Annotated in this window: 13 protein-coding genes; 10 read left to right on the top strand and 3 right to left on the bottom strand. The window is 64.4% G+C overall.

All coding sequences use genetic code 11. From position 1 onward, the window contains the following. Nucleotides 1-152 precede the first annotated feature (152 nt). The 5 genes from fba to AAGS40_RS12010 all read left to right on the top strand — a co-directional run bounded on the left by fba (nt 153) and on the right by AAGS40_RS12010 (nt 5182). A complete protein-coding gene (gene fba, locus AAGS40_RS12030; RefSeq protein WP_345811615.1) occupies nt 153-1217 on the top strand; it encodes a class II fructose-bisphosphate aldolase in 1065 nt (354 codons plus the stop codon). A 133-nt stretch (nt 1218-1350) separates the two neighbouring features. Then, nucleotides 1351-2241 carry a phosphoribosylaminoimidazolesuccinocarboxamide synthase gene (locus AAGS40_RS12025; protein ID WP_345811613.1) on the top strand — a complete coding sequence of 297 codons (891 nt, stop codon included), beginning with the start codon at nt 1351-1353 and terminating at the stop codon, nt 2239-2241. 43 nt (nt 2242-2284) lie between these two features. Further along, nucleotides 2285-2803, top strand: a complete 519-nt coding sequence (gene purE, locus AAGS40_RS12020; protein ID WP_345811611.1) for a 5-(carboxyamino)imidazole ribonucleotide mutase — start codon at nt 2285-2287, stop codon at nt 2801-2803. Between the two features lie 98 nt (nt 2804-2901). Beyond that, nucleotides 2902-4098, top strand: coding sequence for a 5-(carboxyamino)imidazole ribonucleotide synthase (locus AAGS40_RS12015; protein ID WP_345811609.1), 1197 nt, complete (start codon nt 2902-2904; stop codon nt 4096-4098). A 10-nt stretch (nt 4099-4108) separates the two neighbouring features. Then, nucleotides 4109-5182 (top strand): L-threonylcarbamoyladenylate synthase, encoded by a 1074-nt coding sequence (locus AAGS40_RS12010; RefSeq protein ID WP_345811607.1) that lies wholly within the window; start codon nt 4109-4111, stop codon nt 5180-5182. Nucleotides 5183-5447: 265 nt separating this feature from the next. On the opposite strand, the gene AAGS40_RS12005 is transcribed toward AAGS40_RS12010, so the two are convergent. The 3 genes from AAGS40_RS12005 to dacB all read right to left on the bottom strand — a co-directional run bounded on the left by AAGS40_RS12005 (nt 5448) and on the right by dacB (nt 9506). Continuing rightward, a complete protein-coding gene (locus tag AAGS40_RS12005; RefSeq protein WP_345811606.1) occupies nt 5448-6695 on the bottom strand; it encodes an SGNH/GDSL hydrolase family protein in 1248 nt (415 codons plus the stop codon). 94 nt (nt 6696-6789) lie between these two features. Further along, complete coding sequence (locus AAGS40_RS12000; RefSeq protein ID WP_345811605.1) at nt 6790-7728, bottom strand: sterol desaturase family protein; 939 nt, start codon at nt 7726-7728, stop codon at nt 6790-6792. A 161-nt stretch (nt 7729-7889) separates the two neighbouring features. Further along, nucleotides 7890-9506 (bottom strand): D-alanyl-D-alanine carboxypeptidase/D-alanyl-D-alanine-endopeptidase, encoded by a 1617-nt coding sequence (dacB, locus tag AAGS40_RS11995; protein WP_345811603.1) that lies wholly within the window; start codon nt 9504-9506, stop codon nt 7890-7892. A gap of 463 nt (nt 9507-9969) precedes the next feature. On the opposite strand from dacB, the gene AAGS40_RS11990 reads away from it, so the two are divergent. From AAGS40_RS11990 to AAGS40_RS11970, 5 genes are all read left to right on the top strand, one after another. Continuing rightward, the gene (locus tag AAGS40_RS11990; protein ID WP_345811601.1) at nt 9970-10632 is read left to right on the top strand and encodes a response regulator; all 663 of its coding nucleotides are present in this window, start codon (nt 9970-9972) and stop codon (nt 10630-10632) included. A 4-nt stretch (nt 10633-10636) separates the two neighbouring features. Then, a complete protein-coding gene (locus AAGS40_RS11985) occupies nt 10637-11938 on the top strand; it encodes an ATP-binding protein (RefSeq protein WP_345811600.1) in 1302 nt (433 codons plus the stop codon). 181 nt (nt 11939-12119) lie between these two features. Continuing rightward, nucleotides 12120-13649, top strand: a complete 1530-nt coding sequence (locus tag AAGS40_RS11980) for a DegQ family serine endoprotease (protein ID WP_345811598.1) — start codon at nt 12120-12122, stop codon at nt 13647-13649. 276 nt (nt 13650-13925) lie between these two features. Next, the gene (locus AAGS40_RS11975) at nt 13926-14420 is read left to right on the top strand and encodes a carboxypeptidase regulatory-like domain-containing protein (RefSeq protein WP_345811595.1); all 495 of its coding nucleotides are present in this window, start codon (nt 13926-13928) and stop codon (nt 14418-14420) included. Nucleotides 14421-14625: 205 nt separating this feature from the next. Further along, complete coding sequence (locus AAGS40_RS11970) at nt 14626-15018, top strand: DUF427 domain-containing protein (RefSeq protein WP_345811593.1); 393 nt, start codon at nt 14626-14628, stop codon at nt 15016-15018. Nucleotides 15019-15037 lie beyond the last annotated feature (19 nt).

Raw genomic sequence — 15037 nt, 5'->3', positions numbered from 1 at the left:
CCCGCGAGAGGCGGCGCACAGACTCCGGTTGCGCAAGCAGGAAAAATGCGCGTGGAGAATGGACGCCCGGGTATGCAGTCTGCCTCGCGACAAATCGTCCGAAAAAGATGCCGACGGCAAAAGAATTCGTTTCAATCCAAGGAGTTACAGCAATGCCTCTCGTATCAATGCGTCAACTGCTGGACCATGCCGCCGAAAGCGGTTATGGCATTCCGGCCTTCAACGTGAACAATCTTGAGCAGGTGCAGGCCATCATGGCCGCGGCCGACAAGGTCAACGCACCGGTCATCATGCAGGCATCGGCCGGCGCGCGTAAGTACGCGGGTGAGCCGTTCCTGCGCCACCTGATCGAAGCCGCGGTCGAATCCTATCCGCATATTCCGGTGGTGATGCACCAGGACCACGGGCAGTCGCCGGCGGTGTGCATGGCGGCCATCCGCAGCGGCTTTACCAGCGTGATGATGGACGGTTCGCTCGAAGCCGACGGCAAGACGGTCGCTTCGTACGAGTACAACGTCGACGTGTCGCGCAAGGTCGTTGAAGCGGCGCACTCGATCGGCATTACGGTGGAAGCGGAACTGGGCGTGCTCGGCTCGCTGGAAACCATGAAGGGCGACAAGGAAGACGGCCACGGCGCGGAAGGCACGATGACCCGCGAGCAATTGCTGACCGACCCGGAGCAGGCCGCCGACTTCGTCAAGCTGACCCAGTGCGACGCATTGGCGATCGCGATCGGCACATCGCACGGTGCGTACAAGTTCAGCAAGAAGCCGACGGGCGACATCCTGTCGATCGAGCGCATCAAGGAGATTCATCAGCGCATCCCGAACACGCACCTGGTGATGCACGGTTCGTCGTCGGTGCCGCAGGAATTGCTCGCGCAAATCCGCGAATTCGGCGGCGACATGAAAGAAACTTATGGCGTGCCGGTCGAGGAAATTCAGGAAGGCATCAAGCACGGCGTGCGCAAGGTCAACATCGACACCGACCTGCGTCTGGCGATCACCGCCGCGATCCGCCGCTACATGGCAACGAATCCGGGCAAGTTCGACCCGCGCGATTACCTGAAGCCGGCGCGGGAAGCCGCGATGAAAATCTGCGTCGAGCGCTACGTTGAATTTGGTTGCGAAGGCCAGGCTGGCAAGATCAAGCCGGTTTCGCTTGATAAAATTGCGGAGAAGTACAAGTCGGGCGAGCTTGCGCAAGTCGTCCGCTAAGCTATAACCAAAGCTCTGCACCTGGCCGTCTGGCCAGGTTGTCGTCAGATCGCCGTTCCCGCATCATCCGGGGAACGGCGTTTCCCTTTTGTTCCGGTCACACTTTTTGCCCCACTTTTAGCGAACCACGACGATGTCTACCCTCTACGAATCCACGCTCCGCTCGCTGCCGCTGCTCGGCCGCGGCAAAGTCCGCGACAACTATGCCGTGGGCAACGACCAGTTGCTGATCGTCACGACCGACCGTCTGTCGGCGTTCGACGTGATCATGGGCGAGCCGATTCCGAACAAGGGTCGCGTGCTCAACGAAATGGCGAACTTCTGGTTCGACAAGCTCAAGCACGTGGTGCCGAACCACCTGACGGGCGTCGCGCCGGAATCCGTGGTCGCGGCGGACGAAGCCGAGCAGGTAAAAGGCCGTGCGGTGGTGGTCAAGCGCCTCGAGCCGATTCTGGTGGAAGCGGTGGTGCGCGGCTATCTGGCCGGCAGCGGCTGGAAGGACTACCAGGCGACCGGTTCGGTGTGCGGCGTACAACTGCCGCCGGGTTTGCAGAATGCGCAAAAGCTGCCTGAGCCGATCTTCACGCCGGCCGCCAAGGCCGAAATGGGCCACCACGACGAGAACATCACGTACGACGAGATGGAGCGTCGCATCGGTACCGAACTGTCGGCCACGATCCGCGACATCTCGATCAGGCTGTACAAGGAAGCGGCGGATTACGCGGCTACGCGCGGGATCATCATTGCGGATACGAAGTTCGAATTCGGTCTGGACGACCACGGCAAGCTGTATCTGATGGACGAAGCGTTGACGGCGGATTCGTCGCGCTTCTGGCCGGCGGATCAGTATCAGGTCGGCACGAACCCGCCGTCGTTCGACAAGCAGTTCGTGCGCGACTGGCTCGAAACCCAGGCGTGGAAGAAAGAGCCGCCGGCGCCGAAACTGCCGGACGACGTGGTCACGAAAACGGGCGAAAAGTATCAGGAAGCGCTCGAACGCCTGACCGGACAGAAGCTCGCCTGATACGCGCACCTTTCGTACACGCAGAGAAAAAGGAAGCCGTAACATGAGTGAAGCTCAAACTGCCCATACGCACAGCGCGCCGTTCGTCGGCGTACTGATGGGCTCCAGTTCCGATTGGGAAGTGATGAAGAACGCCGTCGCGATTCTTCAGGAATTCGGCGTGCCTTACGAGGCGAAGGTGGTCTCCGCGCACCGTATGCCCGACGAAATGTTCGCCTATGCTGAAAGTGCACGCGCGCGTGGCATTCGCGCGATCATCGCGGGCGCGGGCGGTGCGGCGCATCTGCCGGGCATGCTCGCGGCCAAGACGACGGTACCGGTGCTTGGCGTGCCGGTGTCGAGCAAGTACCTGAAAGGCGTGGATTCGCTGCATTCCATCGTGCAGATGCCCAAGGGTGTGCCGGTTGCGACATTTGCAATCGGCGAAGCGGGCGCCGCGAACGCAGCGTTGTTCGCAGTGTCGATTCTGAGCGGCACGAATACCGAACTTGCAGAGAAGCTCGCCGCTTTCCGCGTGCGCCAGAACGAGGCGGCTCACGCCATGGCATTGCCGCCGCTGTAAGCGCGAGTCATTTTCTGGACGTCCCACTGTCTGAACCCCCCGGCAGGGTGTTTCGCATGAAGGCATGCGCAGCCACCCGGCCGTGACCGACCACTAAGATGAACCCAGACAACTCACCGGTTTCACCCATTCTGCCCGGCGCATGGCTCGGCATGGTTGGTGGCGGCCAGCTCGGCCGCATGTTCTGCTTTGCCGCTCAGGCCATGGGCTATCGCGTTGCCGTGCTCGATCCGGACGAGACCAGTCCTGCGGGCGCGGTCGCGGATCGCCACATCCGCGCGGCTTACGACGACGAAGCGTCGCTGACCGAGCTCGCACGGCTGTGCGCGGCGGTGTCGACGGAATTCGAGAACGTGCCGGCGGCAAGCCTCGACTTTCTCGCCAGAACCACGTTCGTCAGCCCGGCGGGGCGCTGCGTGGCCGTCGCGCAGGACCGGATCGCCGAGAAGCGCTTCATTGCGTCGTCGGGCGTGGCGGTGGCGCCGCACGTGGTGATCGAGTCGTCGGATGCGCTCGCCGCGCTCGAGGACGCGAAGCTGGAAGCCGTGCTGCCCGGCATTCTGAAAACGGCGCGCCTCGGCTACGACGGCAAAGGGCAGGTTCGCGTGCGCAACGCCGAAGAAGTGCGCGAGGCGCATGCGTCGCTCGCGGGTGTGCCGTGCGTGCTGGAAAAGCGCTTGCCGCTGAAGTTCGAGGTGTCCGCATTGATCGCGCGTGCAGCGAGCGGCGCGTCGGTGGTCTACCCGCTCGCGCAGAATACGCATCGCGACGGCGTGTTGTCGCACACCATCGTGCCCGCACCAGACGCAAGTCCTACGCTCGCAGAGCAGGCGCAACAGGCCGCGCTGCAGATCGCGGACAAGCTCGGCTACGTGGGTGTGCTGTGCGTCGAGTTCTTCATTCTCGAAGACGGTTCGCTGGTCGCCAACGAAATGGCGCCGCGCCCGCACAACTCCGGCCACTACACGGTCGACGCGTGCGCCACGAGCCAGTTCGAGCAGCAGGTGCGCGCGATGACCGGCATGCCGCTTGGCGATACGCGTCAGCATTCGCCGGCTGTCATGCTGAATATCCTCGGCGACATCTGGTTCCCGGACGGCCCGAAGGGCGCGGCGGTCACGCCGCCGTGGCAGGAAGTCGCCGCGATGCCGGCGGCGCGTCTGCATCTGTATGGCAAGGAAGAGGCGCGCTGCGGCCGCAAGATGGGCCATGTGAACTTCACGGCGGCAACGCTCGAAGAGGCCCGCACCGCAGGGCGCGATTGCGCGCGGCTTTTGCACATCATCAAGAGCTGACACGAACGCCATGCCGGACCAACAGAAACCTGCCGGAAGCCCGGCGCGCGACATCCTCGCGGGCGCGTCCGGCGACCTGCCCGTCAGCGCCGCGCAGATTGAGCACGCGGCAGCGTTGCTCGACGCAGGCGGCCTCGTCGCGTTTCCTACCGAGACGGTGTACGGCCTGGGTGGCGACGCCGAAAGCCCGGACGCCGTCGCACGCATTTACGCGGCAAAGGGGCGGCCGGCCAACCATCCCGTGATCGTTCATCTCGCGCCCCAAGGCGACCCGGCTTATTGGGTCGACCATTTGCCGGCCGACGCGCAACGCCTGATCGATGCATTCTGGCCCGGCCCGCTCACGCTGATCCTGAAGCGCGCGCAGCGTATCAATCCGGCCGTGAGCGGTGGGCAGGATTCGGTCGGTTTGCGCTGCCCGTCGCATCCGGTTGCGCAAGCGCTGCTGGACGCATTCAGCGCATTGCGCGGCGGTCATGGCGGCGTCGCTGCCCCGTCGGCGAACCGCTTTGGTCATGTCAGCCCCACCACGGCGCAGCACGTACGCGACGAATTCGGCAGCGCGATTCACGTGCTGGACGGCGGCGCGTCCGATGTCGGCATTGAATCGACCATTCTGGATCTGTCGCGCGGCTTTCCGGCGTTGCTCCGGCCCGGTCGCGTGACGCCGCAAGATATCGCGGACGTGCTGGGCGAATCGCCGCGTTTGCCGGACGGTTCGGACGCCACCGCGCCGCGTGCGTCCGGTACGTTGAAAGCGCATTACGCGCCGCGCACGCCGCTGGCGTTGCTGCCCTTCGGCATGCTCGAACCGCTGCTCGCCGGGCGGGACGCAGGGGAACGCGTGGCGCTGGTCGCGCGTGCCTCCCGCGCCGGTCATTGGGCCGATGCGGAGGGCGTGCATTTCATCGCGGCACCCGAAGACCCGCATGTCTATGCGCGCGAACTATACGGCTTGCTGCGAGCGCTGGATCGCGCGAACGTGTCGAGGATTCTGATCGAGAAACTGCCGGACACGATCGAATGGATCGCGGTCAATGATCGGCTCGGTCGGGCCGCCGCTGCGTTCGAAGCACAAGGATAAATGCGGTTTGTGCGGCTGCGGCTGCGGCGGCCTGTGCCTTTTGTGCGCTTTGTGCGACTCGTGCGACTTGCCAGATCCGTGTGACTTGCGAGATCCGTGTGACTTGCGAAATCCGCGCGACTTGCGAGATTCGTACGGCCTTTGCGAAACGCCCGCAGCCGGTCTGCATCCGCAATGCGGCGTCAACAAACAAAAAACGCCCGGCTTGACCAGCAAGCCGGGCGTTTCAACCATCGGTGAAAGCCGCAAGGCGGCTGCCTTCGACTTATTTCCCCAAACCCGTCGCGGCAATCTGCTGCTGCACGTACTGTGCAAACAACGCGTGCGTGTGCGTGCTCGGGTGGACCGTGTCCGCGAACATGTAGGTCTGGTCGGCGCCGGCCACCGTGTACGTCTGCGGCGAACAGAACAGCGACGAACCGAACTGGGCGCCGTACTGAGCCGGCGTCAAACCGTTTGTTGCGCTGGGATTGGCCGTCGCGTAAGCCGTGGCGTTCTTCACCATCAGGCTCAGGTTACAGGCCGTATCCGTATTGGAGACCGTGAAGCCCAGCGCCTTGTAGTTCGGCAACTGCTGATCCAGCCACGTGAACGCATCGGCGACGATAACCTTGCCTGAACTCACCAGACCGAGGGCCGTCAGGTTCTGAACCAGCAGGTAGTTGAATGCGGCGGTGATGCCCGTCAACAACGCAGCCGAACCCGGCGCGCTCGCGTTGGCCTGGACGCCGAGCGGCGTGTTGCCGATGTCCGGCACCGTTGCCACCACCACGTGCGTCGCACCCGAATTGACGATGGTTTGAACCTGCGCTGCGAGCTGGCTCGCGGCGGTCGCGATCTGCGGGTTCGACAACTGCTGCAGGTAGCCGACGATGAACGCCACCTGGCCCGCCTGCGAGTTCGGCAGCTTGCCGGCCTGCACGAGCAACGGGTATTGCGTCTGAAGCGCAGCGCCAAGAGCAGTCAGATTCGCGGTTGTCCCCGCGAACTGGAAGATGTCGTTGGCACCACCGTTGATGAGCACGAGCTGGTTCGAGTTGAAGCTTGCATGCGCGCTCAGGTAGTTGGCCACCTGAGTGACGACCGGCACCGTCGTGGCCGCCATGTTGTTCGGCGCCCAGCCTTGGCCTTGGGCGTTGACGACGTCCGATCCGCCTTGTGCATAACCATAGCCGCCTGTCGCGACGAGCGGCTGGCCGAAGCCGCCCACGTAGGCGGCTGTCAGCGTGCCGCCGTAGTATTCCGCGACCTTCTGCGTCCACACTTCGCCCGGATTGGTCGTGAAGCGGCCGCCGCCGAAACTCGACTGGATCACCGGCGCATAGGTGCCCACGTCGGACAGGCTGTCGCCGAACGACACGACCTGCAGTTTGACGCCGCCTGCCGGCGTGCTGCTCGAATTGTTATTGTCGCCGCCACCGCCGCAGGCTGCGAGCAGGGCAAATGCGGTGCTCGCCAGCGCGATCTGCGTGGCGCGCAGCCACGGTTGTTTCCTCGATGCTGTTTGACTCATGTTGACTACATCTCCTCGTTTGTATGGCCTTGGTGCCGTGTGGTGCAGGCAGCGCCCACCGCGTCGGCGGCGTGACGACAGCTTACAGAATCTTCTAGCGTCTGCGTGACGTTTGAAACGCGCCCGTAGGGTTTTGGCGCGGATTCGTGTCGCCGCGCGGCAACGACGGGCGCTCGCCGAAGCGGGCGTGATAATCGGCGGCCCACGCCGGCGGCGCGAAAAGCGCGCGACACTTGTTGCGCCAGCCGCGCACGCTCGCGACATCGCGCGCCATCGACGCCCATTCGTGAAACGTCGCCCTCAGCGGGTTATAGGTGTGCAGCGGCTCGACAATGCCGTAGACGGGCGCGTCGTGCGGATCTTCGTCGACGTAGCTGCCGAACAGCCGATCCCAGATCACCAGCACGCCGGCATAGTTGCGGTCGATATAACGATCATTGCGCGCGTGATGTACGCGGTGGATGGACGGCGTGTTGAACACGTATTCGAGCCAGCCGAGTTTGCCGATTGCCTGCGTGTGCACGAAAAATTGAAAGCCGAGATTGATCAGCACGATGGCGACAATCTGCTTCGGCGCGAATCCCAGCACGGCGAGCGGAATCCAGAACAGCCACATGCCCGCAACCGGATACATCAGGCTCTGCCGGAACGCGGTCGAAAAATTCATCCGCTCCGACGAGTGATGCACGACGTGCGCGGCCCACAGCCAGCGCACACGGTGGCTGCAACGGTGAAAGACGTAGTAGAGCAGATCCTGCGCGACGAACAGCACGATGAACGAGACCCAGCCAGCGGGCCACGTGTAGACGCGGTAGTGGTCGTAGACAAATGCGTAGACGGGAATGACGACAAGCCAAGCGAGCTTGTCGGCGGCTTGCTGCATGAGCGCGAGCGCGGCGTTGCAGAGCGTGTCGCGCCAGCTATAGAGCTGCGCGTCCGGGCGCGTGCGCCGCAGGTGCCACGCCTCCCAGCCAATGCATGCGAGAAAGACCGGCGCCATGGCGAGCAGCAGCAATTCGGCGTCGAATTGCATCGTGTCTTCCTCCGTGGTCCCTGGCCGCCGCGCGGGTGGCGGCGGTCGCTGTCGTTATCGTTCGAGTGGGCCGCGCGCGCTGCACTTTGCGCCCCTCCAACACTGCCCGACAGCGTACACGCTCGCACGCGTCGCGGCGCGCAGCGCTATAGAAGAAATACTCAGTGAGCGCCGCGCTTGTGCGGGTTTTTCCTGGGCTTGCCGACAGGCGCTTCCATGATGGGCGCCGACACTTTCGTCAAGCCCTGCGACGGTCCCTGATAAACCCATTCGAGCAACGCGTCATGCGCGGCGCCGGCCGCCTCGGAATGCGGATCGTTGATGATGCTCACCACGACGTAGCTGTTGCCGTCGGCGGAAGCGACATAACCGGCAATCGCGCGCACGTCGCGCAAGGTGCCGGTCTTGATGTGCGCGTTGCCACCCGCGCCCGCGTTGGTGAGGCGGTTGCGCATCGTGCCGTCGACGCCCGCAATAGGCAGCGACTCGACGAACACCTGCGCAACCGGGCTTGCATTGGCGCGCTGCAGCAGATCGGCAAGCGAGAGCGCGGTCACGTGTTCCTCGCGTGAGAGCCCCGAGCCGTTGTCGAGCGTCAGATATTCCATGTCGAGCGCGTCGCGGTGCAGGAACGCCTGAATCGCGCGCGCCGCTTTCGCGGGCGTGGCGGGACCTTTTTCTTCAGCGGCGCCGATGGTCAGAAACAGGTTGCGCGCCATCGTGTTGTTGCTGAACTTGTTGATGTCGCGAACGATGTCGGACAGCATCGGCCCCTGATGCGTGGCGACCAGTTTTGCGCCAACAGGTACGGCGCCTTCGCGCGTCGTTCCGTTGAACGTGCCGCCCGTCTGCTTCCACAACGCGAGAAAACCGCCGGCAAAGAACGCCGAGTGATCGAGCACCGCGACGTTGATCGTGCGCGGGCCGCAGCGCACCGGGTAGTCGCCGGCAAACGAGGCGACCAGCGTGCCGTTCGGCTGCGGCGTGACCGCAGGCGAAACCGAAGCCGCGTCGCCACGGCATGGTCCGTTCACCGCGCGCATCTGATTGTCGATCTGCAGTTGCGCGAGCGCGGGCAGCACGTCGATCGCGACACTGCCGTCGGGCGAGGGCGTGAGCGTGAACGACAGCGACTTGAACGCGTACAGCAGCGGATCGGGGCCGACGTTGTAAGGCGCGGTGGCGTCGTCGTCGAATGGCGGCAGGTCGCGCGTGGACGGATCGAAGTAGCGCTTGTCGAGCACGAGCGCGCCGTCGATACCATTGATGCCCGCCTTGTGGATCTTCTGCACGAGATCGATCAGTTCTTCCGGCACGAGCTTCGGATCGCCGGTGCCCTGAATGTACAGATTGCCGTGCAGCACGCCGTTCTCGTCGACCGTGCCATCCGCGTAAGCGCTCGTGCGCCAGCGGTAGTCGGGGCCGAGAATCGACAGGCCGGAGTAGGTGGTGACGAGTTTCATCGTCGACGCGGGCATCATCGGCTTGCCGGCATTTAGCGCGACGATCGGCGTGCGGTCGCCCACTTTCTCCACCACCACGCTGATCGACGACAACGGCACGTGCGCCCGTTGCAGTCCGGCCATGACGGGCCGCGGCAACACGGTGGTGACGTTGATGCTCGGGTGCTCGGCTTTGACCCGCGCCTGCGCTGCAAGCGGCAGCGACGTGCCGTAGCCGCCGAGCGCGGCGCACGCGAGCAGCCATGCGCCGGTGCGCAATGCGAAGCGGTGAACGCCGCGCTCGCTGCGGCCCGCGGTCAAAACCGCGGCGCGCATGGAAGCCGGAAAGGTAACGGAGGAAAGGGAGGAATCAGATGAACCACAAGAACCAGCAGAACCAGCAGACGCCGTAGCGGAGGACCGGGCGCGCAGCGCTACGCGGCGCGCAAAGGAAGACAGTAAAGCGAGCGTCATGAACGGGCAGAGAACAGGGCGTTAGAGCAATTTTTTGTTCGGCGCGTCTTGCGTGCGGCAACCTCGGTGTAAATGGCAAAGCTCGGCGCTTGCCGTTTGCAGCCGGATCGCACGTCTGCCAACGCGGCATCGGTCGGTCCTTCAAGTGGTGCGGCTTCATACGTTGCGCATCACTTCCCGCGCGCGAGTCGAAGCATCGCGCGACGCGGAGCGCTCATTGTAGAGACATGCCGCCACGCTGCGGTGGAAAAAGCGCCACGCGGCCCGCATGCCGGGTGCGGGCGCTAGAATGCGGCATCATCGAACGTTCTGGAACCGTACAACCATGCGCATATTGCTTGTCGAAGACGACCGGATGATCGCCGAAGGCGTGCGTAAGGCACTGCGCGGCGAGGGCTTCGCGGTCGACTGGGTCGAAGACGGCGAAGCGGCGCTCAGCGCGGCAGGCAGTCAGCCTTACGATCTCGTGCTGCTCGACCTCGGTCTGCCCAAACGCGACGGGCTCGACGTGCTGCGCACGCTGCGTGCGCGCGGCCATGCGCTCCCCGTGCTGATCGTTACCGCGCGCGATGCCGTCGCCGATCGGGTGAAAGGCCTCGACGCGGGCGCCGACGATTACCTTGTCAAACCTTTCGATCTCGATGAACTCGGCGCCCGCATGCGCGCGCTGATCCGCCGTCAATCGGGGCGCAGCGACTCGACGATCCGCCACGGCAATCTCACGCTCGACCCCGCGTCTCATCAGGTGACGCTCGACGGCGCGCCGGTGGCGCTGTCAGCGCGTGAATTCGCGCTGCTCGAGGCGTTGCTCGCACGGCCGGGCGCTGTACTCTCGAAGAGTCAACTCGAGGAAAAAATGTACGGATGGGGCGAGGAAATCGGCAGCAATACGGTCGAGGTCTACATTCATGCGCTACGCAAGAAGCTCGGGGCCGAGCTGATCCGCAACGTCCGCGGGCTGGGCTACATGATCGCGAAGGACGGCTGAGCCGATGCGTTCGATTCGTCGTCAGTTGCTGTTCTGGCTGCTTGCGCTGGTGTTGCTCGGCGTGGGTATCGCAGGCTGGCTGATTTACCGGCAGGCGCTCGCCGAAGCCAATGAACTGTTTGATTATCAGCTGGAGCAGATTGCGGCGGCGTTGCCGTCGGAACCGTTCTCACAGGTGCTGGGTTCGCGCGATACCGGCGACGAAGGCATCGTACTGCAGATCTGGAATCGCAACGGCGTGCTGATGTACTACTCGCGTCCGCGCGCGCCGCTCGCGCCGCGCGCCGAACTCGGCTTTTCCACCGAGCACACGGACCGCGGCGAATGGCGCGTCTATGGTGCGATCGTCGGCGATAACGTCGTGCAGCTCGCGCAGCCGGTGTCGGTGCGCAACCGGCTTGCGGCCAACGTCGCGCTGCGCACGCTGTGGCCGCTGATCGTGCTGTTGCCGCTGCTGGGGCTTGCCGTGTGGGTGATCGTCGGGCGCGGGCTGCGGCCTCTGCGACGTGTCACGACCGCGCTCGACGCGCGGCATCCCGAGGCGCTCGATCCGCTGCCCGATCAGCGTCTGCCGCTCGAGGTGCAGCCGCTCGTGCGCGCACTGAACGGACTGCTGGAGCGGCTGGCCACCGCGCTGGATATCCAGAAAGCGTTTGTCGCCGATGCCGCGCACGAACTGCGCACGCCGCTTGCCGCCGTGCAGATCCAGTCGCAACTCGTGGCACGCGCCAAGGACGACGCCGCCCGCAGCGAGGCGCTCGCCGATCTGCAGGCGGGCGTGACGCGCGCCACGCGTCTGGCCGAGCAACTGCTCGCGCTGGCGCGTTCCGAGCCGGACGGGCTTGCCGCAACCGACGCGATCGATCTGCGCGCGTTGCTGCAGGACTGCGTGATCGCTTATTCGCCGCTCGCGCAGAATCGCGGCGTGGACCTCGGCATCGACGCAAACGAATCCGCCACCGTGATCGGCGACCCGGAAGCGCTGCGGGTAATGTTCAACAATCTCGTCGACAACGCGACCAAGTACACGCCGCGCGGCGGCCGTGTCGATGTCGGCCTGCGTGTCGAGGAAGGGCACCCCGTGGTGCGTATCGCGGACAGCGGGCCGGGCATTGCGCCAGCCGAGCGCGATCGCGTGTTCGATCGGTTCTACCGCGCCGGCGCGGGCGAGAATCGCGTGCGCACGGACGTGGCGGGCTCCGGCCTTGGCCTCGCGATCGTGCGCCGCATCGCGACGCAGCATCACGCGGCCATCTCGCTCGACGAATCGCCAGCGGGCGGCTTGCAGGTCACCGTGCGCTTCTGAATCGAAAGGAGAGCCTGGCGTTCGTAACGTGTCGGGAATGGATCGAAACGTGCCTTAAACAGGGCTTAAAAGAGCCCGGTAAAGGTTCGGGAAGCGTCGGCCGCTGCTTAAGACTCTTTTAAGCGATGCCCCGTACGCTTCGAGACATTCCACAGCCTTTTCTCCCAGTCAGGAGTACACGATGAACGCGAAAACCTTGTCTCGCAGTGCGGTTGCCGTAGCTGTAGCCGTGGCGCTGTCCGCCGGCTACGTGGCGGGGCATCGCGACGTGCCCGCGCCGCAGGTCATCTCGCCGGCGCAGGCCGCGATGATGCCCGCTGAAGCTGCCGCGAAAACCGGCATTCCCGATTTTTCGGGCCTCGTCGAAACCTACGGCCCGGCGGTCGTCAACATCAGCGCGAAGCACGTAGTCAAGCAGACCGCATTGCGCGGCAATCCGGGTAACGGCAATAGTGGCGGCAATCAGTTGCCGATCGACCCGAGCGATCCCTTCTATCAGTTCTACAAACACTTCTTCGGCGGTATGCCCGGGATGCAAGGCGGCGACGGCGGCGAGGGCGGTGACGCGGCCGACCAGCCGAGCGCGAGCCTCGGTTCAGGCTTTATCGTCAGCGCGGACGGCTATATCCTGACCAACGCGCACGTGGTGGACGGCGCCAATGTCGTGACCGTCAAGCTCACCGACAAACGCGAGTTCAAGGCCAAGGTGGTGGGCGCCGACAAGCAGTCCGACGTCGCCGTGCTGAAGATCGACGCCAGCAATCTGCCGACCGTGAAGATCGGCGATCCGCGCCAGAGCAAAGTGGGGCAGTGGGTCGTCGCGATCGGCTCGCCTTACGGTTTCGACAATACGGTGACCTCCGGCATCATCAGCGCGAAGTCGCGTTCGTTGCCCAACGAGAACTACACGCCGTTCATTCAGACCGACGTGCCGGTCAATCCGGGCAATTCAGGTGGTCCGCTCTTTAACCTGCAAGGCGAAGTGATCGGCATCAATTCGATGATCTACTCGCAGACGGGCGGCTTCCAGGGCCTGTCGTTCGCGATCCCGATCAGTGAAGCGATCAAGGTCAAGGACGATATCGTCAAGACGGGCCACGTGAGCCGCGGGCGCCTGGGTGTGGCCGTGCAGGGCATGAACCAGACGCTCGCCGATTCGTTCGGCATGCAAAAGCCGCAGGGCGCGCTCGTCAGTTCGGTCGACCCGGGCGGTCCCGCCGCGAAGGCCGGGCTGCAGCCTGGCGACGTGATCCTGTCGGTGAATGGCGAGCCGGTCACTGACTCGTCGGATCTGCCGTCGCAGGTCGCGAGCCTCACGCCGGGCAGCTCGGCTAACGTGCAGGTGTGGCGCGACAAGTCCACCAAGGACCTGAAGGTGACGATCGGCTCGCTGTCGGATTTGAAGACAGCGTCGAACGACAAAGCCGATCAGCCGACGCAGCTGCAAGGGCGGCTCGGCGTGGCGGTGCGTCCGTTGACGCCGGAAGAAAAGAGCGGCGCATCGGTGTCGCACGGGCTACTCGTGCAGCAGTCGGGCGGCGCGGCGGAAAGCGCGGGTATCCAGCCAGGCGATGTGATTCTGGCTGTCAACGGCCGGCCGATCACGAGCGTCGATCAGTTAAAGCAGATGATCGCCGGTGCGGGCAACAGCATCGCGCTGCTGATCCAGCGCGACAACGCGCAGATTTTCGTGCCGGTCGACCTCGGCTGACCAGTCAGGCGCTTTGAACGTAATGCTTGCCGGTTCGTTGCACGATGTGCCACAACCGGCTTTTTTTCGGCCCTGTCGCGCTTGCCACGAACCAGGCGCGGCGACGCGGCAGGTAGCGGCCAGACGGACGAACCGTCTTCTGTCGTCTCCGGCCGGTACGGCCCGACGTGTGGCACGCAGGTTGCGTCTGGGCTGATCCGGGCTCATCGCGGCGAATCTCACGACCGTCGCCGCGTCCATCCCCGGGCGACAAGGACCTTAACAAGGAGGGAATCGATGAAACCCCAACGCAATCAGCGAAAGATCGTAGCCGCCGCGGTGTGCGCGGCGCTCACGTTCAGTCTGGCGGGCGGCGCGTACGCCCAGGCAAGCGACGTGACCGGCGGATCGACCACCGATCAAAGCAGCGCGGGCAATGCCAACGGCGGTGGTCTGCCGCAAATCCAGCAGCAAGGCGACATATCGTACGTGTCGGGCGGCGTCGGACTCGACGAATCCAAAGCGCTCCAGCATGCGCAAAGCCAGTGGCCGCTGTCGCTGCGCTTTACCGGACCCGGCTCGGATTTTCTCGCCGACGTCCACGTGCGCATAGTCGACGCGCATGGTAGCGACGTGCTGAAGGCCGATTCGCGCGGGCCTTACATGCTCGTGAAGCTGCGCCCGGGCCGCTATACCGTGCATGCGCAATACAAGGATCACGACCAGACCAAGGCAGTGACGATTCCGGCAAAGGGCACCGCCAAGGCGGCGTTCTACTGGAATACGCAGTAAGCGCGTTCGAGCGCGCGAGCCTGTCGCGGGGCCCGCGTGCGCGGTCCTGCGGCGGCCGGGGCAGCGGCCGCAAATCGCGCAGGAAGGCCGCACGGCCGACGGCGGTTTGGCCGATAATGAAGCCACGGGCGCGCCCCGTGGCTTTACTGTTTGCATGGCCGCACGCCGACTGGAACTGACTCTTCCACCATCATGGAGCCGAGACATGAGCGATGCCTTGATGCCTCACGCGAACCCCGGCGAAAGCGCGGGCGGCCACACCATCTCGATTACCGGCAACAGCCACCGGGTGCGCATCATTCATGGCGGGGTGACGATGGCCGACACCCATGCCGGGCTGACACTGAGCGAAACGGGCCTGCCCGACGTGTTCTATTTTCCGCGCGCGGACGTGAACATGGCGCGCCTTCAGCGCTCGCCGCACGCCACCCATTGCCCGTTCAAGGGCGACGCGTCGTATTTTCATCTGCTGACCGAAGACGGGCTGATCGAAAACGCCGTCTGGAGTTACGAAGAGCCGTTCGAGCAGGCTTCGCAGATCAAGGGCTATCTCGCTTTTTACCCTTCGCGCGTCGACCGGATCGATCAGACATCCTGATTGCGACTCATCGGAGAGA

The sequence above is a fragment of the Paraburkholderia sp. PREW-6R genome (assembly GCF_039621805.1).
In the GTDB taxonomy this organism is placed as follows: Bacteria; Pseudomonadota; Gammaproteobacteria; order Burkholderiales; family Burkholderiaceae; genus Paraburkholderia.
The sequence above is the reverse complement of the archived record's forward strand: the minus strand, read 5'-3'. Positions and strand labels throughout refer to the sequence as shown.

Excerpts from the sequence above, each read along its gene's own strand:
- fba (WP_345811615.1), top strand. The coding sequence starts at position 153 with ATGCCTCTCGTATCAATGCGTCAACTGCTGGACCATGCCGCCGAAAGC.
- AAGS40_RS12025 (WP_345811613.1), top strand. The coding sequence starts at position 1,351 with ATGTCTACCCTCTACGAATCCACGCTCCGCTCGCTGCCGCTGCTCGGC.
- purE (WP_345811611.1), top strand. The coding sequence starts at position 2,285 with ATGAGTGAAGCTCAAACTGCCCATACGCACAGCGCGCCGTTCGTCGGC.
- AAGS40_RS12015 (WP_345811609.1), top strand. The coding sequence starts at position 2,902 with ATGAACCCAGACAACTCACCGGTTTCACCCATTCTGCCCGGCGCATGG.
- AAGS40_RS12010 (WP_345811607.1), top strand. The coding sequence starts at position 4,109 with ATGCCGGACCAACAGAAACCTGCCGGAAGCCCGGCGCGCGACATCCTC.
- AAGS40_RS12005 (WP_345811606.1), bottom strand. The coding sequence starts at position 6,695 with ATGAGTCAAACAGCATCGAGGAAACAACCGTGGCTGCGCGCCACGCAG.
- AAGS40_RS12000 (WP_345811605.1), bottom strand. The coding sequence starts at position 7,728 with ATGCAATTCGACGCCGAATTGCTGCTGCTCGCCATGGCGCCGGTCTTT.
- dacB (WP_345811603.1), bottom strand. The coding sequence starts at position 9,506 with ATGCGCGCCGCGGTTTTGACCGCGGGCCGCAGCGAGCGCGGCGTTCAC.
- AAGS40_RS11990 (WP_345811601.1), top strand. The coding sequence starts at position 9,970 with ATGCGCATATTGCTTGTCGAAGACGACCGGATGATCGCCGAAGGCGTG.
- AAGS40_RS11985 (WP_345811600.1), top strand. The coding sequence starts at position 10,637 with ATGCGTTCGATTCGTCGTCAGTTGCTGTTCTGGCTGCTTGCGCTGGTG.
- AAGS40_RS11980 (WP_345811598.1), top strand. The coding sequence starts at position 12,120 with ATGAACGCGAAAACCTTGTCTCGCAGTGCGGTTGCCGTAGCTGTAGCC.
- AAGS40_RS11975 (WP_345811595.1), top strand. The coding sequence starts at position 13,926 with ATGAAACCCCAACGCAATCAGCGAAAGATCGTAGCCGCCGCGGTGTGC.
- AAGS40_RS11970 (WP_345811593.1), top strand. The coding sequence starts at position 14,626 with ATGAGCGATGCCTTGATGCCTCACGCGAACCCCGGCGAAAGCGCGGGC.